Raw genomic sequence first — 17,797 nt, 5'->3', positions numbered from 1 at the left:
CCGCATGCGGCGGCCGGGCGTGGCTCAGATGCCGAGCATGAGGACCACCCCCGAGACCAGGGCGAAGACCAGCACGAAGAGGCGCATCCGCCGCGCGTCCAGGCGGTGGTGCACCAGTTTGCTCAGCCACGCACCGGCGGCGATCGCGGGCAGCAGGGCCGCTGCCCAGCCGAGGTCCGCGGGCGCCCCCTCCCCCGTGGCGAACAGCAGGAGCAGCGAGGCGACTTCACCCACGAGGAAGCAGGCGGCGACGGTGGAACGCAGCTCGGCCGGGGGCCGATGCTGGTAGACCAGCGCCAGCGGCGGGCCACCGACCCCCGTGGCGGTCTCCGTCAGACCGGTCACCGCACCGGCGCCCACATAGGCGGCCCGGCCCGGTGTGAACGCGGGTGCGGCCAGGCTCGCCACGGCGGCGAGTACGGTGGCGACACCCACGAAGACGCCGAGGCTCCGGTCCGGTATCAGCCAGAGCAGGGCCAGGCCCCCGGGAGTGGCGGCGAGGCGCGCGGCCGTGATCCAGCTCGCCCCGCGCAGATCGAGCGAGGTCCGTTCGCGCCAGACGACGTACGCGTTGAGCGGGATCATCGACGCCAGGACGAACACCGGGAGCAGGCCGGGGTCGAGGATGCCGGCCACGGGAGCGACGATCAGGGCGAAGCCCAGCCCGCTGCCGCCCTGGACGAACGCGGCGACGGCGACCGTGACGGCGAGCACCGCCAGTGTCTCGACGGTCACCGCGCCGCGCTCCGTTCCCGTGCTGTCGTGGAGGTGGGGTGCACGCGGGTGATGGCGGCCCGTCCCACGGCGGCGCGGGCCAGTTCGGCCGCTCGGTCCACGAGGGCGGGACCGTCCCAGTCGACGGGCCGGCCGCGCCACAGGCGCATGTGGCCCGCCACGAACACGGCGCTGATCTGGTCGCGGTTGCCGCGTCGTACCAGCTCCCAGGGCAGGTCCCAGGAGAGCGCGAGTTCGGGGTTGGTGACGTCGACGAGGAGGAAGTCGGCGGCGAGGTCCTCGGCGATCGTGCCGGTCCGCGCGCCGAGTCCGACGGCGTCGGCGCCACCTCGGGTGGCGTGCTCCAGCCAGGTCCAGCCGGCGCCGCAGGACGAGTCGCCGGTGACCAGTCCGTACGCGAGTCGCTGGGCGAACTCCGCCGCGTCGGCGAGCCGGAATCCGTCGCCCCGGGTGCCGTCCGTGCCGAGTCCGAAGCGGACACCGCGTTCGGCCATCGCGGTGGCGGGAGCGACGGCGTTGCCCTTCCAGGCGCTGGCGACGGGGTTGTAGCTGACCGCCGTACCGGTGTCGGCGAGCAGGGTGAGCTCGCGCGGGGTGAGGAGGGTGGCGTGCGCGGCGAGCAGCTGGGGTCCGAGAGCACCGATGTGGTGGAGGTGTTCCAGGGGGCGCCGTCCGTGTCGTACGAGGGAGCGTTCGACGCCGGCGAGATGCTCGTTGACGTGGATCTGGACGACGGCCCCGGACTCGGCGGCCAGGCGAGCGGTGCGGCGGAGGGTCCCCTCGGTGGCGGCTTCGGGGATGGAGACGGCGAGGGAGGGGTGGACGAGCGGGTCGCCGTCGTATCGCGCGAGGTGTTTCTCGGCGCTGTCCAGGACGGACGGGTTCTCTTTCTCGGCGTCGTTGCAGACGAGCCCCAGCACGCAGCGGATGCCGGCGTCACGGGCGGCGGAAGCGACCACGTCGACGTCCACGTCGGCGCGGGTTCCGGCGTCGGCGACGGTGGTGAAGCCGCCGCGCAGGGCCTCGTATGCGGCCAACTTGGCTGCCACGTACGCGGATTCCTCGTCCAGCGCGCCCTCCAGCGGCACCCACACCCTGCGGAAGATCTCCGACGGTTCGCCGAAGGCGAGCGCGGAACCGAAGCTCTGGGTGAGGTGGTGGTGGGTATCGACGAAGCCGGGCATGAGGAGGTGGCCGGGCAGGCGTACGGGGTGGAGGTGCTGATGCGTGCGTGTCAGTTCCTCCGCGGGGCCGACGGCCCGGAAGGCACCGTCGGCGACGACGGCCGCGTGGCCGTCCGCCGGTCCTTCGGGCAGCAGGACGGCGTCCGGCACGAGGAGGAGCGGGCCGGAGCCGTGGAGGAGGTCGCGCGTGAGCGGGTTCATCGGTCGCTTTCCGTACGGGGGGTGGCGCTGGAGGCGGTCGGGCTGGTGGTGCTCGCGGGGCTTGGGGTGGTCCGGGTGGCGGTGGCCAGGCGGGCCGTGAGGCTCGGACGGACGTGGTGGAAGAGGATGTTGAGGACGGCGGCGACGAACGCACCGACGGCGACGCCGCTTTCGAGGAGGATGCGGACGTTCGGCGGGAAGCCGCCGTACACGCCGGGAACGAGGATCGGCAGCAGGCCGAGCGCCAGGGCGACGGCGCAGACGAAGGTGCTGGTGTGCCTGTCGAGGTCGGAGCGGCCGAGCATCTGCACGCCGAGCACGGTGATCACGGCGAAGACGACCATCGCGGTGCCGCCGACGACCGCGGACGGGATGACGCTGATCGCACGGGTCACGGGCGCCAGGAAGCCGATGACGACGAGGACGACGCCGGCCGCCGCGGTCACGTAACGGCTGCGCACCCCGGTGACGCGGACGATCCCGATGTTCTCGCCGCTGGTGACCATGAGCGGGAGGCCGAAGAAGCCGCCGAAGAGCGAGGTGAGCGCGTCACCCCGGACGGTCTTGGGGACGTCGGTGCGCTTGTCGATCTCCTTGCCGACGGCTTCCGCGTTGATGACCGTCTGACCGGTGGCCTCCGCCATGGACGCGAGGCTGTAGAGCATCAGCGGCAGGGCGGCGACCAGGTTGAACTGGGGTGAGCCGAAGGGCAGCAGCTGCGGCAGGGTGAGCAGACCGCCGTCGGCGGCGCGGCCGAGGTCGACGGCGCCGAGGATCGCGGCGAGCGCGGTGCCGGCGAGGAGGCCGAGCATGACGGCGAGTTGGCGCAGTACGCCGCTGGAGAGCAGGTAGAAGGCGACCGTGAAGCCGATGGTCGCCATGCCCAGGCCGAGGTTGAGAGGGTCGGCGAAACCGGGCTGGCCCGGGCGTCCCGTGACGAGGACGGCGCCGACCTTCACCAGGTTGATGCCGACGATGACGATCATCGTGCCGATGACGAGGGCCGGGAAGAAGGCCAGCAGCCGTGAGAAGACCGGCAGCACGACGAAGTAGAAGGCGGCGGTGAGGATCACGGCGCCGGTGGCCGTGGGCAGTCCGTGCTGTTCGGCGATGGCGAGGAAGAGGATCAGCGGCGCACCGCCCGGAAGCATCACGAACGGCAGCCGGGGGCCGAACTTCCAGGGGCCGAGCGACTGGATCAGGGATCCGACTCCGGAGAGCACGAAGGCCGCGGAGAGCAGGTTGACGGTCAGACGGGGGTCGAGGCGGAGCGTCGCGCTCATCAGGAAGATCGCCGAGATGGGGGTGGCGGCCATGACGAGGACGTGCTGGATCCCGAAGAGCAGGATCCGGCCGAGGGGGCGGGACTCGTCGACGGGGTGCGGCTGCGGCGCGGTGCCGGCACCGACGGTCGTGGGGGCTGAGGAAGAGCCGGAGGCGGGCTCGGGCTCGGCCAGGGGCGCGGGCTCGGTCTGTGGCGCGGGCGCGGTCAGGGACTCGGGCGCGGTCAGGGGCTCGGGCGCGAGGCCCGGGGCAGGCGGTTCCTGGTCCGTGCCGGGCCGGGGTCGCCGCTGGGGCTGGGTCTTGCGGGGACTGGACACGTTCGGGCTCCGTTCGGGCGTCGTTGCACGCTCGGATTTCAGCCGCGATCCGGCCCTGGACGGAGAGCCAAATCGATTTGGCCAAATCGATTTGGCCGCCAGTATCGAAGGGCGGTGGCGGAGCGTCAAGGGGTACGACGACGGAGCGCCGCCCGCCCTGTCCGGGCGAACGGCGCTCAGGGGGCGCTCGGCTCAGCGGCGGTGCCACTCCTCCGCGAGCAGGCGGTAGGAGCGGACCCGGTCGGCATGGGCGTGGGTGATGGTGGTGATGATCAGCTCGTCCGCGCCCGTCGCCTCCTGGAGCTGTTCGAGCTGGTCGGCGACCCGCCCCGGGGAGCCGATGAACTGGGTGTCGACCCGGTCGGCGACCAGCGTCAGGTCCTCCTCCGTCCAGGCGTGGTCGAGGGCCTCGTCCGGGGTCGGGAAGGGGATGGCGCCCTCTCCCGTGCGGATGCTGCGGACCCACAGGCCGTAGCCGGTGGCCAGCTCGCGGGCGGTCTCGTCGTCCTCGGCGACGACGACGTCCGCGGAGACGCTGACGTACGGCTTCTCGAGGTCGTCGGACGGCTGGAACGCGGCGCGGTAGCCTTCGGCCGCCTCCAGTACGGTCGCCGGGCTGACGTGGTAATTGGTCGCGAACCGCAGGCCGTTGCGGCCCGCGACGTCGGCGCTCGGGCCGCCGCTGCTGCCGAGGATCCACACCTGCACATCGGCGCCCTCACCGGGGACGGCGTGCGCTTCGAGCCCGTCCGCCGAGCGGTAGTCGCCGCGCAGGAGCGCGAGGATGTCCTCCACCTGCTCGCCGTACTCCTGCGGGCGGGCGCCGGGCTGGTGCAGCAGCTGATGCTGGAGGAGGAAGCGCGGCGAAGCGACGAGGTGCTCGAAGGAGAACCGTGGCGGGATCCTGAGCCCGTTGGGGGTCCGCCCGTCGACGACCGGTGTCGTGGTCGGCCGGGGGTCCTGCGTCGACCCGGAGGGCCGCCCGCCCGAGCGGCCGAGGCCCAGGTCGAGGCGCCCGGGGTGCAGCGCGTCGATCAGCCCGAACTCCTCGACGGTGGACAGGGCGGTGCGGTGACCGAGCTGTACGGCCCCGGATCCGATCCTGATCGTGGAGGTCGCGGAGGCGGTCAGGGCCAGCACGACCGCCGGAGAGGCCCCGGCCACCCCCGGGTTGAGGTGGTGCTCGGCGAACCAGTACCTGCTGTAGCCGAACCGCTCGGCCTGCTGCGCGAGGTCGACGGTGTTGCGGAGTGCCTCGGCCGCGCTGGAGCCGGACGAGATCGGGACGAGGTCGAGGACCCCGAGCGGGATACGGGACATGATCGGGTGCTCCTCAGCGGTCGGTCGGCGGGGGTACGGGGATCGGCGCCCGCGCGCGGTCGGGCGCGGGGACGAACGCGGGGCCGTGCACGCGGTCGTGCTCAAGGACGGGCTCGTGCTCCGGCTCGTGCTCCGGCTCGCGCTCCGGCTCGGGATCGCGCTCGGGATCGGCGAGGACCGGGGCCCAGGGGAACGCCGGGTCCGGGATGTCGCGCCGGAGCACGGGGGCGATGTCGGACTGGAAGAGTTCCAGCGACTCCCGGTGCCGGCTCTGCGCCAGACCGCCCGCGTCGGCCTGAAGATGGAGCACGCTGTGCCCGAACGCCTCGTGGTACCGGTGCACTTTGTCGATCACCTGCTGCGGGCTGCCGATGAGCGCCGAACTGCGCTCGACGAAGTCCTCCAGGGTCGGGAACACCGGCTCGAGGCCGAGCTGTCTCTGGAGCGCGAGGTTCGCCTCGAACACCGGCCGGTACGCGGCGATCGCCCCCTGCGAGGTACGGGCGGTGTGGAAGCCGGCCGTCCCGGCACCGACCACGGCCAGGGCCGGATCGTGGCCGTAGTGCTCCCAGCGCTCCCGGTAGTGGCGGACGAGCGCGGCGTACGGCTCCATCGGGTGGGTGACGTTGGCCGAGAAGAGCGGATCCCCGTAGCGGGCGGCGAGATCGACGGACTCCTGGCTGGTCGCGCTGCCGTGCCAGACGCGGACGGGGCTCTGGAAGGGCCTCGGCCACACCTCGGCGTCCGTGAGACCGGGCCGGAAGCGCGGGGCGGCGGTGACTCTGTCCTCCCGCCAGATGCGGCGGAAGAGGGCGTACCCCTCGGCGTTGCGGTCCCACTGGTCCTCGGGCGTCACGTGGAACAGCTCCCGCTGTGCGGTGCCGTTGCCCTTGCCGATGATCAGGTCGAGGCGGCCCGCGGAGAGGTGGTCCAGGGTCGCGTAGTCCTCGTACGCGCGTACCGGGTCGAGCAGGCTGAGCGTGGTGACGGCGGTGAACAGCCGGATCCGCGAGGTGAGCGCGGCGATGTGGCTGAGCACGACCGGGGGCGAGGAGGAGAGGAAGGGACGCTCGTGGCGCTCGCCGACACCGAAGCCGTCGAAGCCGAGCTCCTCGGCCAGCAGGGCGCTGTCGATCACCTCGCGGAATCGCTCGTACGTGGGCTTCTTGACGCCCGTCACCGGGTCCGGGGCGTGCACGATGAGGGTGATGGCCAGGAACTTCATGACGCGGCCCGCCGGTTCTCCGGGAACCCGGCCCGACGGATCGGCCTGGGGGACGTCGCCGAACGGCTTGTCGCCGTACGTGTCGTCGCCGTACGTGCCGGCGTCGGCAGGCTCGTCGTCGTACGTCTCATCGTCGTACCGCTCCCGCGAGTCGGGCGGTGGCACGGCGCTCGGCGGGGCGGCCGAGCCCGAGCAGTCCGCGCAGGGTGTCCGCCTCGTAGGCGTGCCGGAAGGCGCCGCGACGCTGGAGTTCCGGCACCAGCTCCCGGGTGATCCGCTCCAGATCGTGGGCGATCGTCCCGGGGCGCAGCCGGAAGCCGGTCAGGCCGGTCGCGCGCCACTCCAGGAGCAGGTCCGCGAGGTGACCGGGGGTGCCCGTGAACACCGTCGCACCGTCGGTGCGGGCCTCGCCCGCGAGGCCGCCGAGGCGGGCCCTGCGGTCCTCGGCCGCCGCGGGGTCGGCGTCCAGGAACACGACGAGGTCGCCGAAGACGTGCAGCGGCTCCTCCGCGCGCCCTGCGTCCGTCTGGGCCGTACGGATCTCGGCGACGACGGCTCGCGCGCGGTCGGCGTCGCGCGGGGTGACGTACCCGATGTCGGCGGAGCGGCCCACGAGTCCGAACGGCACGCTTCCGTGGGCCGACGCGCTCACGACGGGCTGTCCTTGCGGCGGCCGGGGCGTGACCGACGAACCCCTGACGCTGCGGACGTCCCGGGCCTCCCCCTCCTCCTCACCGCTGTCCCACAGGCGGCGCACCACCTCCACGTGGTGGGACGCCTCGTCGAACAGCTCGGCGATCAGTTCCCGGCCGGCCGGGGTGTCACGGCCCACGGCGCGGAGCCTGGGGTACGTCCGGCGGCCGACCCGAGCGGCCTCGTCGCGCCGCGCCGACACCTGGATCCGCAGGCCCGCGCGGCCGTTGCTGACGTGGTCGAGGGTGGCGATCGCCTTGGCCACCTGGAACGGCTCGGTGTGCGTGGCGACGACCGTCGGCACCAGTCCGATGTGCCGGGTGTGCCGTGCCACCCGCGCGGCGACGAGCACCGCGTCCAGGCGACCCCGCCCCTGGTCGGTGGGGTCGTCCGGCTCCGTGGGGTGCGGGGACCGCGGTCCGAAGCCGCCCTCGATCGTGACGAAGTCGAGCAGTCCGCTCTCGGCCTCGGTCACGAGGTCGGTCCAGGAGCCGAGGGTGAGCGGATCCCCAGAGCGGGCGCCGGGCTCCCGCCGCCACGCGGCCGGGTTCCGGGCCGCGCCGTCGAGCGCGACGGCGAGGTGGAGGTGGGGGCGGAGCGGCGGGGCGGCGAAGGACGGTGGTGTGGGGGCGGAGGGTGCGGACACGGCAAGGGTGCCTTCCTGGTCGACGGTACGAGGCGGGGTGCCGGCCGCGCCGCGGGGAGCGGGCGGCCGGGCGCTCAGCCGGTGGCCGCCAGCAGGGCCGTACGGGTGTCGAGGGCGTCCGAGAACCGGTCCACGACCTGGGCCAGGCCCTCGGCCGCGGTCGGAGCGACGTTCAGGGTGCCGTCGCCGCCGACCGTGAGGTCCTTGTCGAGCGTGAACCAGCCCTGGACGATGTGCGAGGCGCCCATGGAGCTGAGGACCGGGCGGAGCGCGTAGTCGATCGCCAGGACGTGCGCCGTGGTTCCTCCGGTCGCCAGGGGAAGGACCGTCTTGCCCGCGAGCGCGTACTGCGGAAGCAGGTCGAGCAGGGACTTCAGCAGCCCGGAGTAGGCCGCCTTGTAGACGGGCGTGCCGATCACGACCCCGTCGGCGCGGTCGAAGAGCGCGGTCGCCTCGACGATCGCCGGGTGCCCGAAGTCGGCGCCGAGCAGCGCGTCGGCGGGAAGGGTACGGACGTCCAGCGGGACGACCTCGTGCCCCTGGGCGGCGAGGCGGGTGTCCAGGTGACGCAGGAGTCGGGCGGTACGGGAGGTGGCGGAGGGGCTTCCGGAGACGGAGAGGACGGTGGCCATGGCGGACCCTTCGGGAGCGTGAGCGTGCGTCACTTGTTGGTCTTGGGAAGGCCGGGCGGGTTGATCTCGGACGTGGGCACGGCCTCGTCGGAGAGCCCCCAGCGCTCCAGCACCTCGGCGTACGTGCCGTTCTCGATGACCTCGTCGAGCGCGGCGGCGAGCGGCTCGGCCAGGCCGCTGTCCTTCTTCGTGGTGGCGGCGATGAGGCCCTGGAGGGTGGAACCCGCCCCGGAGTAGGTGCCCACGACCTCGGTCTTCCCGGTGGTGGCGGCGTGGTAGGCCGCGGTGGGGTTGGGACCGAGGTAGAGGTCGATCCGGCCGGACTGGAGGGCGAGGTAGGTGTCGCTGTCGTTCTGGTAGTACGCGATGTCGACCGGCTTCCGGCCGGCCTTCTCGTTCTCCTTGCTCCACTCCACGAGCAGCTTCTCCTGGTTGGTGCCGCTGCTCACGGCGACCTTCCTGCCCGCCACGTCCGCGGGCCCGGCGACCTTCAGACCGCTGCCCTTCTTCGCCTCGAAGCCCAGGTTGTCCTCGCGGTAGGTGGCGAAGTCGTACTTCTCCTTGCGCTCCTCGGTGACGGTGATGTTGCTGAAGCCGACGTCGTACTTGGCGCTGTCGAGGCCGACGAAGATGTTCTCCCAGGAGACCGTGTTGATGTGCGGTTCGAGGCCGAGGACGTCGGCGACGAGGAAGGCGATGTCGGTCTCGACGCCGATGACGGTCTTGTTGTCGGTGGCGTAGAAGGTCAGCGGCGCCGCGGAGCCGGAGGAGTCGACGATCTCCAGGGTGCCTCTCTTGCGGATCTTCTCCGGGACCTTCGCCGCTATGGAGTCGACCTTGGCGGTGGTGACGCGGTTCTGGTCCGGGCTCAGGTTGATCGTCGTCTTCCGGCCGGACGCGGCGGCGACCTCGGTCGTGCCGCCGTCGGACGGGTTGCCGCAGGCGGTGAGGGCGAGGGCGAGGGCCAGTCCCAGCGCGGCGGAGGTACGGCGGGTGAGCGAGGCGGTGGACACGGATGTGCTCCTTGCGAAGTGGGGCGAACGGGGGCGGGGTCAGAGGACCTTGGAGAGGAAGGCGCGGGTGCGCTCGTGCTGCGGGGAATCGAGCACGGCCGCGGGCGGGCCCTGCTCGACGACGAGACCGTCGTCCATGAAGACCACGGTGTCGGCGACCTCGCGGGCGAAGCCGATCTCGTGGGTCACGACGATCATGGTGGTGCCGGAGCGGGCCAGGTCCTTGATGACGTCGAGGACTTCACCGACCAGCTCGGGGTCGAGCGCCGAGGTGGGCTCGTCGAAGAGCAGCACCTTCGGTTCGAGGGCGAGCGCGCGGGCGATGGCGACCCGCTGCTGCTGGCCTCCCGAGAGCTGCCGTGGAAAGGCATCGGCCTTGTCGGCGAGGCCGACGCGCGCGAGCAGGCGCCGTGCGGTCTCCTCGGCCTCGACGCGGGGCCGGCGCAGCGCGGAGACCGGGGCCTCGACGAGATTGCCCAGCACGGTCAGATGCGGAAAGAGGTTGAAGTTCTGGAAGACGAACCCGATGTGGGTGCGCTGCTTCAGTACGTCCTTCTCCCTCAGCTCGTACAGCTTCCCACCCGAGCGGCGGTAGCCGATGAGCTCGCCGTCGATGGCGATCCACCCGCGGTCGACCTTCTCCAGGTGGTTGACGGTCCGCAGCAGCGTGGACTTCCCGGAGCCGGACGGGCCGAGGATCACGGTGACTTCGCCGGCCCGCACCTGGAGGTCGACCCCGCGCAGCACCTCCAGCGGGCCGAAGCTCTTGTGGACGCCGTGGACGTCCACCATCACGTCACCGAAGCCGCTCACCACGCTGACGTCACTCATCGGCTGCCTCCCAGGGGCTTCAGGGGTACGACGGGCTGGTCGCGCCGGGCCGCCCTCGGCCGCAGGTCGCGGACGAGGCGCCGGGCACGCTGGAGCGGGGTGGGCGGCGGGGTGCGGTTGCTCCCCCGGGCGAAGTGGCGCTCCACGTAGTACTGGGCGACCGACAGCAGGGAGGTGAGGACCACGTACCAGGCGGTGGCGACCAGCAGCAGCGGGATCACGCGTCCGTTGCGGCCGTAGATCACCTGCACCTGGTAGAAGAGCTCGCCGATCGCCATCACGTAGACCACCGAGGTGCCCTTCAGCATCCCGATGATCTCGTTGCCCGCGGTGGGCAGGATGGCCCGCATGGCCTGCGGGAGCACGATCCGCCGGATCTGGCGCAGCCGGGGTATGCCCAGCGCGGCGGCGGCTTCCAGCTGCCCGTGGTCGACGGCGATGACGCCGCCCCTCACGATCTCGGCGGCGTACGCGGCCTGATGCAGCGTCAGTCCGATGATCGCGGCGCCCATGGTGCCGATCAGGCTGTTGCTGTCGACGGACCAGAGCACCGGGCCGAACGGGATGCCGACGCCCAGCCGCTCGTACAGGGCGCTCAGATTGAACCAGAACACCAGCTGGACGATCATCGGGATGGACCGGAAGATCCAGATGTAGGACCAGGCGACGGTCTGGAGCACCGGGCTGCGCGACAGCCGCATGAAGGCGAGGACGGTGCCGAGGAGGAAGCCGAGGGCGGTGGCGTAGGCGGTGAGCTGGAGGGTGACCCACACGGCCTGGACGATGGTCTCGGACAGGACGTAGGCGCGGAAGACGTCCCACTCCCAGACCGGGTTGGTCGCCAGACCGTGGCCGAACTGGGCGACCAGCACGGCGACGGCGACGGCCGCCGCCCAGCGGGCGTAGTGACGGACGGGGACGACCTTGACGGATCCCAGGTCGCGTCCGGTGGGCGGCGCCTGGGAGGGTGGGCGGGCAGTGGTGTCCGGGGCGGCCAGGGGGTGGGCCGCGGGATCGGTGGTGAGTCCCATCGTGGCGTTCCTGCTCAACTCTTCAGGTGCTCGGGCGGGTTGATCCGCGAGGTGTCGATCGCGGACTCGGTGGTGCCCCACTTCTCGAGGATCCGGGCGTACGTCCCGTCCTTGATCAGCTCGTTGACGGCGGCCTGGAAGGCAGCGGTGAGCGGGGAGCCCTTCTTGAAGGCGAATCCGACGTCGAGGCGGTGGTACTCGCCGAGGAACGTGGTCCGGGAGGCCGGCTGCGCCGCCTGGTGACGCAGTCCGTTGATGGTCGACATGATCACGTCGATCCGGCCCTGCTGGAGCGCGGTGAGGGTGGCCCCGTTCTCGGCGTACACCTGCACCTCGTACGGCTCCTTCCCCGCCTCCGCGCACACCCCCTTCCGTGCGGTGAGGGTCGCTTCGAAGGTCGTGCCGGCGCCCGTGCCGACGGTCAGCCCGCAGAGCTGGGTGAGGTCGGTGACCTTCGATCCGAGCGCGGTGTTGCCCGTCCGGACCGCGAAACCCTGGCCGTCGTTGATGTACGTGACGAAGTCGATGGTCTTGAGACGTTCGGCGGTGACGCCGAAGTTGCCGGTCCCGATGTCGTACTTGCCGCTGCCGAGGGCGGGCAGGATCGTCTCGAACGAGGCGTCCTGCCGCTCCAGCCTCAGCCCGAGGACCTTGGCCACGGCGTCGGCGAGGTCGATGTCCTGGCCGGCGGGCGGCTTGTCGGCGCCGTTCGGGTAGTAGGCGCCCGGCGGGGTGCCGACGGAACTGCCGACCCTCAGCGTGCCCGCCGCGCGGACGTCGTCGGGCAGCAGGGCGGCCGCGGAGTCCACCGTGCGCACGGCGGCGACCGGGTCGTCGGTCGGCGCGGAGGAGGCCCGGGCGCCCACCGCCGTGGCGCCGGGGCCCCCGCCGGAACCGCAGGCGGTCAGCGCCAGTACGGGAAGCAGCGCCAGGGGGACGGCGACGCGCAGCCGGCTTCCGATCGCGCGTATCGCGGGGAGGTTCACAGGACGGCGGCCTTTCTGGTGTCGCCTTCGGGGTCGCGCTGCTCGCCGGGCTTCTCGTCGTGCTGCGGGAGGGGCTTGGCGGGATGCCGCGGGAGGTGCTTCTCGAACGGCAGCAGACGGAGGCTCGCGGGTGCGGCCTCGGTGTCGAAGAGCGGTGTGTAGCCGGTGGCCAGGTAGAGGGCGCGGGCCTCGGGCTGGCGCGGACCGGTGGTCAGGAAGATCCGCCGGTAGCCGCGGGCGCCCGCCTCGCGCTCCAGTTCGGCGACGCCACGGCGGGCCAGTCCCCGCCGCCGGTGGGCGGAGTGCGTCCAGATCCTCTTCAGCTCCGCCGTGGCCGGGTCGTACCGCCGGAACGCGCCGCCCGCGACGGGCTCACCGCGCTCCAGGAGGAGGAGCAGGATCCCGCCGTACGGCTCGGTGAACTCCTCGTCCGGATAGCGGGCGAGTTCGGTGTGGGCGTCCGTGCCGTAGCGGGCGGAGTACTCGTCGCCGAGCTCGCGCAGCAGGGGTACGACGCGAGGGTCGGACACGGGGACCTGAACGACCGTCAACTGATCGATCGAGGCGCAGGGTTGGGCCACGGAGGTCATCCGTTCACCGCCGCGAGGACCTGCTCCGTGCCTCGGGCCGCGCGCTCGGCGTCGCGCTTGGCGACCTCCTCGCGGACGATCGGGATCACGTACCGGCCGAAGTCGATCGCGTCGTCCAGCAGGTCGTAGCCCCGGGCGGAGAGGATGTCGACGCCGAGGTCGTAGTAGTCGAGCAGGGCCTGGGCGACCGTCTCCGGGGTGCCGACGAGGGCGTTCGAGTTGCCCGCGCCGCCGGTCGCCGCGGCCGTCGGGGTCCACAGGGCGCGGTCGTAGCGCTCGCCCGCCTCGGCGATGGCGATCAGCCGCTGTGAGCCGGTGTTCTGCGGGGCGTCGCCGCGGTGGTGCCGTACGAGTCCGCTCTGGCGCCGCTCCCTGATGGCGCCGACCGTGCGGTGGGCCTTCTCCCAGGCCAGCTCCTCGGTCGGAGCGATGATCGGGCGGAAGGCCACCTGGATGCGGGGTACGTCGGTCCGGCCGGCGGCCTTCGCCGCAGCCTTGACCTCCTCGATCTGCCCGGCGGTCTCCGCCAACGGCTCGCCCCACAGGCAGTAGATGTCGGCCTCGGCGCCGCCCGCGGCGTACGCGGCGGGCGAGGAGCCCCCGAACGACACGTCGGGGCGCGGCTTCTGGACGGGGAAGACGTCGCTGACGAAGTCGTGGAAGCGGTAGTGCTCGCCCTCGTGGTCGAAGGGCTCGTGGGTGGTCCAGATCTTCTTGACGATCCGGATGTACTCACGGGTGCGGGCGTAGCGCTCGTCCTTGGTGAGGGTGTCGCCCTCGCGGCCCTGCTCGTGGTCGCTGCCACCGGTGATGAAGTGGACGGTCAGCCGGCCGCCGCTGATCTGGTCGAGGGTGGCGAAGGTCTTCGCGGCGAAGGTCGGGTACGAGACGTTGGGCCGGTGGGCGAGCAGGATCTGGAGCCGGTCCAGCCTGCTCGCGATGTACGCGGCGGCCGGAGCGGGATCCGGCGCTCCGGAACCGTAGGCGAACAGCACCCGGTCCCAGCCGTGCTCCTCGTGCACACGGGCGAGCCGGAGCGTGTACTCCTTGTCGAAGGCGGCGCCGGAGCGCGGGGTGGTCTCGGAACCGTCGTGGGTGGCGGCGATGCCAAGGAATTCCACGGGCATGGGAGTCGGCCTTTCCTCAGATCCTGCGGGTCCCGAGGTCCTGGGGCGTCAGGACCTCGTGGGCCGGCGCACGGTCGCCGCGGGGGCACGCCGGAGCGGCCCTGGGGGCGGCCGGGTGCGACGGCGGGCGCTTCAGGGTGTGGGCAAGCGGGAGGGTGAGCAGGTGTGATGACGCCGGGGCGTGAGCCCCGGTCCAGGTGGAGCGGCGGCAGCGCGTGTCACGTCACGCAGGACCGTCCGTACTCGAACGCGCGGCGCATGGTGCGGTGCGTGCGTACGGCGGGGCTACGCGGGGAGGGAACGGCCCTCGACGGGGGCACCGAAGGAGGGAAGGGCCGGTCGGACGGCCCGCTGCCGCGTCAGGCGCAACACGCTGCGGACCACACGCGACAGAAGTCGATGTGGTGGCGGGTGAACAGGCGCTGATCGGCATCCATGCGACCTATTGAGCAGTACATCTCGCTGCTCGTCAACCATCGCCCGGTCTCTGGGGGCGAGTTGGTCGGATCCTTAGCGTGGCTGACACAAATGGGCGTCGTTGACACGGACACGGCGCGGACGCCTACGATCGGCCACGGACCGGCTCCGCCTCGCACGCGGCCGCCGCCCCGCCGCGTTGAGGGACGCGGCGAGCGTGATGACGTCCTCAGCGCGGCCCCGCCCGCGCCGCCCACCCCGCCTCTCGCGCCCACCCACTCCCGCGCGCCCGACGCCACCGTCCCGCGCCCGCGCCTCCCTCGTCTGGAGACCTCCTGATGGTCCCGCCGTCCGGCACCGCCGCCCCTTCCCCCGCCGTGTCCGTCGACTGCCCCACGGCCCGCCCCGAGCGTGATCTGCCGCCCGTCGTACCGCGCCGACGCGTCGGCCGATGGCTGACCGCCGCCGTCGCGCTGCTCGTCTTCGCGATGGTGGTCAACTCCGTCGTCCGTAACCGCGCCTTCCAGTGGGAGGTGGTCGGCCAGTACGTCACCACCGCCGCCGTCCTCGACGGGCTGCTGCTCACCCTGTGGCTGACGGCGGTCGTGATGGTGCTCGGCTTCCTCCTCGGCATCCCGCTGGCCGTGATGCGCCTGTCAGGCAACCCCGTACTGGGCAGCCTGAGCTGGGGCTTCGTGTGGATCTTCCGGTCGACCCCGCTGCTGGTGCAGCTGCTCTTCTGGTTCAACATCGGCGCGCTGTACCCGACTCTCGGCCTCGGCATCCCCTTCGGGCCGCAGTTCGTCTCCGTCCAGACGGTGAACCTGTTCGGCCCCACGCTCACCGCGGTCATCGGCCTGACGCTGCACGAGGCCGCGTACGCCGCCGAGGTGGTGCGCGGCGGCATCCTCTCCGTGGACGCCGGCCAGACGGAGGCCGCGCAGGCGCTGGGCATCGGCCGCCGGCGCACCCTGCGCCGGATCGTCATCCCGCAGGCGATGCGCTCCATCGTGCCCACCGCCGGGAACATGCTCATCGGCACGCTCAAGGGCACGAGCATCGTCAGCGTCCTGGCCGTGCACGACCTGCTGTACTCGGTGCAGCTGGTCTACAACCAGACGTACCAGGTCATCCCCCTGCTGATGGTGGCCACTCTCTGGTACATCGCGGTCACGACCGTGCTCAGCACGGCCCAGTTCTACGTGGAGCGCCACTACGCGCGCGGCTCAGCCCGCGCCCTCCCGCCCACCCCTCTGCAGCGGCTCCGGGCCCGGCTCGGCGGAGCGCGCGCGTGACCGCCGCCCACGCGGCGGCCCGGGGGCCGGAGCCGTACGGGATACTGCTCCCATGCGGATCTCAGCCAGGGCGGACTACGCGGTACGTGCCGCACTGCAACTCGCCGCATCGCGGTCGGACGAGCCACTCAAGACCGAGGCGATCGCCGACGCGCAGGACATCCCGCACAAGTTCCTCGAAGGCATCCTGAACGACATGCGCAGGGGCGGTCTCGTCGTCAGCCGGCGGGGCGGCAACGGCGGCTACCGGCTGGCCAAGCCCGCCGAGTCCATCAGCATCGCTGACGTCATACGGGTCGTGGACGGACCACTCGTCTCGGTACGCGGGGTCCGTCCCCCCGATCTGTCCTACACCGGCCCCGCCGAATCGCTGCTCCCCCTCTGGGTCGCACTGCGGTCCAATGTGCGCGAGATCCTCGAAGGCGTGTCGCTCGCCGATGTCGCTTCGGCCGAACTTCCTGCCGAGGTAACGGAGTTGGCCACCGCTCCGGACGCCTGGGTCAACCCCTGACCCACCGGGCCCCTGACCGGCCCATCCCATAAAGCGAGACATCCCCGTCCGACATATGAAATGCCTCTTGGGGTGTCGGCGACCTTCTGCCACGATCCCTAGCAACCAGGTAGGAGAACTAGGAATTCGCGAGGGGGTGGCACGTGGAGGCCATGCGCATGCTCGACCGCATCGACCCCAGGTCACCCCTGCTGACCTCACGTCGTCACATCGACCTCGGCCGCACGTCCAGCGCCCTCTGTCGGCCCGCCTGAGCCGAGGCCCTCACGCCTCGCGCCTCAGGCAGTCCGTCCCGCACCTTCCTGATCACCCAGCCCCTGAGAGGACACCTCCGTGTCTGCCGTCAGACCGCTCACCACCACCCTGCGCAACGTCGCCGTCATCACGGCGCTCCCCCTCCTGATCGCTTCGTGCGGCTACGGCTCCGACGCCAAGAGCGACCAGAAGAAGGTGGCCGCCGAGGGCGAGAAGCTCTCGGCCGGCACGGTCCGGCTCGGGTACTTCCCGAACCTGACCCACGCCACCGCCCTGGTGGGCGACCAGGAAGGCATCATCCAGAAGGAGCTGGGCGGAACCCAGCTGAAGGTCTCCACCTTCAACGCGGGCCCCTCCGAGATCGAGGCACTGAACGCCGGCTCCATCGACATCGGCTTCATCGGCCCCTCCCCCTCTATCAACGGCTACACCAAGTCGAAGGGGAAGAACCTCCGCATCATCTCCGGCTCCGCCTCCGGCGGCGTGAAGCTGGTCGTCAACCCGGAGAAGATCAAGACCCTGGACGACGTCAAGGGCAAGCGGATCGCCACCCCGCAGCTCGGCAACACCCAGGACGTCGCCTTCCTCAACTGGGTCTCCGAGAAGGGCTGGAAGGTCGACGCCCAGAGCGGCAAGGGCGACGTCTCCGTCCTCCGCACGGACAACAAGATCACCCCGGACGCCTACAAGACCGGCTCCATCGACGGGGCCTGGGTGCCCGAGCCCACCGCCTCGAAGATCGTCAGCGAGGGCGGGAAGGTCCTCCTCGACGAGTCGACCCTGTGGCCCGACAACAAGTTCGTGATCACGAACATCATCGTGTCGCAGAAGTTCCTCGCCGAGCACCCGGACGTCGTCGAAGCGGTACTGCGCGGCTCGGTCGCGACCAACAAGTGGATCAACGCCAACCCCGACAGGGCCAAGGCCTCCGCCAACGCCAAGCTCGAGGAACTCACCGGCAAGCCCCTCGGGGCGAAGGTCATCGACGGCGCCTGGCCCTCGATCCGGTTCACCAACGACCCGCTCGCCTCGACGCTCCAGGCCCAGGCCGACCACGCGGTCGAGGCCGGGCTCCTCGACAAGCCCGACCTCGGCGGCATCTACGACCTGAAGCACCTCAACAAGATCCTCAAGGCCGCGGGCGAACCCGAGGTCCCCGACGCCGGCCTCGGCGTCAAGTAACTCCCCCAGCCGGCCGGCCGCCCTCGGGTCTTCGTGACCCGAGGGCGGCCGGCCGTCGTGTTTCCCCCCTCGTACCGGCCGCCGCGAGAACAGCCGCCGGAGGTGGTGCTCCGGTCGGGTCGGCGGAGCCACTGGCGCCCGTGGCACTGAGTGTGTTTTGCTGAGGGTACTCAGTGCCACAAGCCGGTCCGCGTGACTAAGGGGAGCTCACCATCATGGGCAAGGACTTCGACCTGTATCGCCTGTCCGAGGAGCACGACATGCTCCGGGAGACGGTCCGTGCGCTGGCGGAGGCGAAGATCACGCCGTTCGCGGCGGCGGT

Annotated in this window: 17 protein-coding genes; 4 read left to right on the top strand and 13 right to left on the bottom strand. The window is 71.7% G+C overall.

Features of this window, described 5'->3' with window-relative positions; translation table 11 throughout:
- Positions 1-24: 24 nt before the first annotated feature.
- The 13 genes from ACZ3OF_RS00085 to ACZ3OF_RS00025 all read right to left on the bottom strand — a co-directional run bounded on the left by ACZ3OF_RS00085 (position 25) and on the right by ACZ3OF_RS00025 (position 13,815).
- Positions 25-735 carry a sulfite exporter TauE/SafE family protein gene (locus ACZ3OF_RS00085; RefSeq protein WP_361667260.1) on the bottom strand — a complete coding sequence of 237 codons (711 nt, stop codon included), beginning with the start codon at positions 733-735 and terminating at the stop codon, positions 25-27.
- Positions 732-2,120, bottom strand: coding sequence for an amidohydrolase family protein (locus tag ACZ3OF_RS00080; RefSeq protein WP_467301753.1), 1,389 nt, complete (start codon positions 2,118-2,120; stop codon positions 732-734). Before ACZ3OF_RS00080 ends, ACZ3OF_RS00085 begins: the two co-directional genes overlap by 4 nt.
- Positions 2,117-3,436, bottom strand: coding sequence for a uracil-xanthine permease family protein (locus tag ACZ3OF_RS00075; RefSeq protein WP_467302783.1), 1,320 nt, complete (start codon positions 3,434-3,436; stop codon positions 2,117-2,119). The genes ACZ3OF_RS00080 and ACZ3OF_RS00075 overlap by 4 nt, the downstream gene beginning before the upstream one ends.
- A gap of 477 nt (positions 3,437-3,913) precedes the next feature.
- Entirely contained in the window at positions 3,914-5,041 is a 1,128-nt protein-coding gene (locus ACZ3OF_RS00070; protein WP_361667263.1) for an LLM class flavin-dependent oxidoreductase, read from the bottom strand.
- 13 nt (positions 5,042-5,054) lie between these two features.
- Positions 5,055-6,266 carry an LLM class flavin-dependent oxidoreductase gene (locus tag ACZ3OF_RS00065; protein ID WP_467302781.1) on the bottom strand — a complete coding sequence of 404 codons (1,212 nt, stop codon included), beginning with the start codon at positions 6,264-6,266 and terminating at the stop codon, positions 5,055-5,057.
- A gap of 127 nt (positions 6,267-6,393) precedes the next feature.
- Entirely contained in the window at positions 6,394-7,605 is a 1,212-nt protein-coding gene (locus ACZ3OF_RS00060; RefSeq protein WP_467301752.1) for an LLM class flavin-dependent oxidoreductase, read from the bottom strand.
- A gap of 74 nt (positions 7,606-7,679) precedes the next feature.
- Entirely contained in the window at positions 7,680-8,237 is a 558-nt protein-coding gene (gene ssuE, locus ACZ3OF_RS00055; RefSeq protein ID WP_361667266.1) for an NADPH-dependent FMN reductase, read from the bottom strand.
- A gap of 29 nt (positions 8,238-8,266) precedes the next feature.
- Complete coding sequence (locus ACZ3OF_RS00050) at positions 8,267-9,250, bottom strand: ABC transporter substrate-binding protein (protein WP_361667267.1); 984 nt, start codon at positions 9,248-9,250, stop codon at positions 8,267-8,269.
- A 39-nt stretch (positions 9,251-9,289) separates the two neighbouring features.
- The gene (locus tag ACZ3OF_RS00045; protein ID WP_467301751.1) at positions 9,290-10,081 is read right to left on the bottom strand and encodes an amino acid ABC transporter ATP-binding protein; all 792 of its coding nucleotides are present in this window, start codon (positions 10,079-10,081) and stop codon (positions 9,290-9,292) included.
- On the bottom strand, positions 10,078-11,112 hold the full coding sequence (locus tag ACZ3OF_RS00040) for an amino acid ABC transporter permease (protein ID WP_467301750.1): 1,035 nt from the start codon (positions 11,110-11,112) through the stop codon (positions 10,078-10,080). The genes ACZ3OF_RS00045 and ACZ3OF_RS00040 overlap by 4 nt, the downstream gene beginning before the upstream one ends.
- Positions 11,113-11,126: 14 nt before the next feature.
- Positions 11,127-12,098, bottom strand: a complete 972-nt coding sequence (locus ACZ3OF_RS00035; RefSeq protein WP_361667273.1) for an ABC transporter substrate-binding protein — start codon at positions 12,096-12,098, stop codon at positions 11,127-11,129.
- Entirely contained in the window at positions 12,095-12,688 is a 594-nt protein-coding gene (locus tag ACZ3OF_RS00030; RefSeq protein ID WP_467301748.1) for a GNAT family N-acetyltransferase, read from the bottom strand. Before ACZ3OF_RS00030 ends, ACZ3OF_RS00035 begins: the two co-directional genes overlap by 4 nt.
- Positions 12,685-13,815 carry an LLM class flavin-dependent oxidoreductase gene (locus ACZ3OF_RS00025; RefSeq protein ID WP_467301746.1) on the bottom strand — a complete coding sequence of 377 codons (1,131 nt, stop codon included), beginning with the start codon at positions 13,813-13,815 and terminating at the stop codon, positions 12,685-12,687. The genes ACZ3OF_RS00030 and ACZ3OF_RS00025 overlap by 4 nt, the downstream gene beginning before the upstream one ends.
- Before the next feature lie 755 nt (positions 13,816-14,570).
- Between ACZ3OF_RS00025 and ACZ3OF_RS00020 the strand changes: the two genes are divergently transcribed.
- The 4 genes from ACZ3OF_RS00020 (at position 14,571) to ACZ3OF_RS00005 (ending at position 17,475) form a co-directional block, all read left to right on the top strand.
- Positions 14,571-15,527: an amino acid ABC transporter permease gene (locus tag ACZ3OF_RS00020; protein WP_467301744.1), complete on the top strand. Its 957-nt coding sequence runs from the start codon at positions 14,571-14,573 to the stop codon at positions 15,525-15,527.
- 52 nt (positions 15,528-15,579) lie between these two features.
- The gene (locus ACZ3OF_RS00015) at positions 15,580-16,038 is read left to right on the top strand and encodes an RrF2 family transcriptional regulator (protein ID WP_361667280.1); all 459 of its coding nucleotides are present in this window, start codon (positions 15,580-15,582) and stop codon (positions 16,036-16,038) included.
- 152 nt (positions 16,039-16,190) lie between these two features.
- Entirely contained in the window at positions 16,191-16,292 is a 102-nt protein-coding gene (locus tag ACZ3OF_RS00010) for a putative leader peptide (protein WP_467302779.1), read from the top strand.
- Positions 16,293-16,371: 79 nt separating this feature from the next.
- Positions 16,372-17,475 (top strand): aliphatic sulfonate ABC transporter substrate-binding protein, encoded by a 1,104-nt coding sequence (locus ACZ3OF_RS00005; protein WP_467301740.1) that lies wholly within the window; start codon positions 16,372-16,374, stop codon positions 17,473-17,475.
- Positions 17,476-17,797: the final 322 nt, after the last annotated feature.

This window comes from Streptomyces sp. NPDC022552 (genome assembly GCF_055561875.1).
This window is presented reverse-complemented; position numbering and strand designations above follow the sequence as displayed.

What these genes read in the sequence shown, in the direction of transcription:
- ACZ3OF_RS00030 (WP_467301748.1), bottom strand. Translation starts at nt 12,688, where the DNA reads ATGACCTCCGTGGCCCAACCCTGCGCCTCGATCGATCAGTTGACGGTC.
- ACZ3OF_RS00010 (WP_467302779.1), top strand. Translation starts at nt 16,191, where the DNA reads ATGCGCATGCTCGACCGCATCGACCCCAGGTCACCCCTGCTGACCTCA.
- ACZ3OF_RS00015 (WP_361667280.1), top strand. Translation starts at nt 15,580, where the DNA reads ATGCGGATCTCAGCCAGGGCGGACTACGCGGTACGTGCCGCACTGCAA.
- ACZ3OF_RS00020 (WP_467301744.1), top strand. Translation starts at nt 14,571, where the DNA reads ATGGTCCCGCCGTCCGGCACCGCCGCCCCTTCCCCCGCCGTGTCCGTC.
- ssuE (WP_361667266.1), bottom strand. Translation starts at nt 8,237, where the DNA reads ATGGCCACCGTCCTCTCCGTCTCCGGAAGCCCCTCCGCCACCTCCCGT.
- ACZ3OF_RS00075 (WP_467302783.1), bottom strand. Translation starts at nt 3,436, where the DNA reads ATGGCCGCCACCCCCATCTCGGCGATCTTCCTGATGAGCGCGACGCTC.
- ACZ3OF_RS00025 (WP_467301746.1), bottom strand. Translation starts at nt 13,815, where the DNA reads ATGCCCGTGGAATTCCTTGGCATCGCCGCCACCCACGACGGTTCCGAG.
- ACZ3OF_RS00070 (WP_361667263.1), bottom strand. Translation starts at nt 5,041, where the DNA reads ATGTCCCGTATCCCGCTCGGGGTCCTCGACCTCGTCCCGATCTCGTCC.
- ACZ3OF_RS00080 (WP_467301753.1), bottom strand. Translation starts at nt 2,120, where the DNA reads ATGAACCCGCTCACGCGCGACCTCCTCCACGGCTCCGGCCCGCTCCTC.
- ACZ3OF_RS00040 (WP_467301750.1), bottom strand. Translation starts at nt 11,112, where the DNA reads ATGGGACTCACCACCGATCCCGCGGCCCACCCCCTGGCCGCCCCGGAC.
- ACZ3OF_RS00065 (WP_467302781.1), bottom strand. Translation starts at nt 6,266, where the DNA reads ATGAAGTTCCTGGCCATCACCCTCATCGTGCACGCCCCGGACCCGGTG.
- ACZ3OF_RS00045 (WP_467301751.1), bottom strand. Translation starts at nt 10,081, where the DNA reads ATGAGTGACGTCAGCGTGGTGAGCGGCTTCGGTGACGTGATGGTGGAC.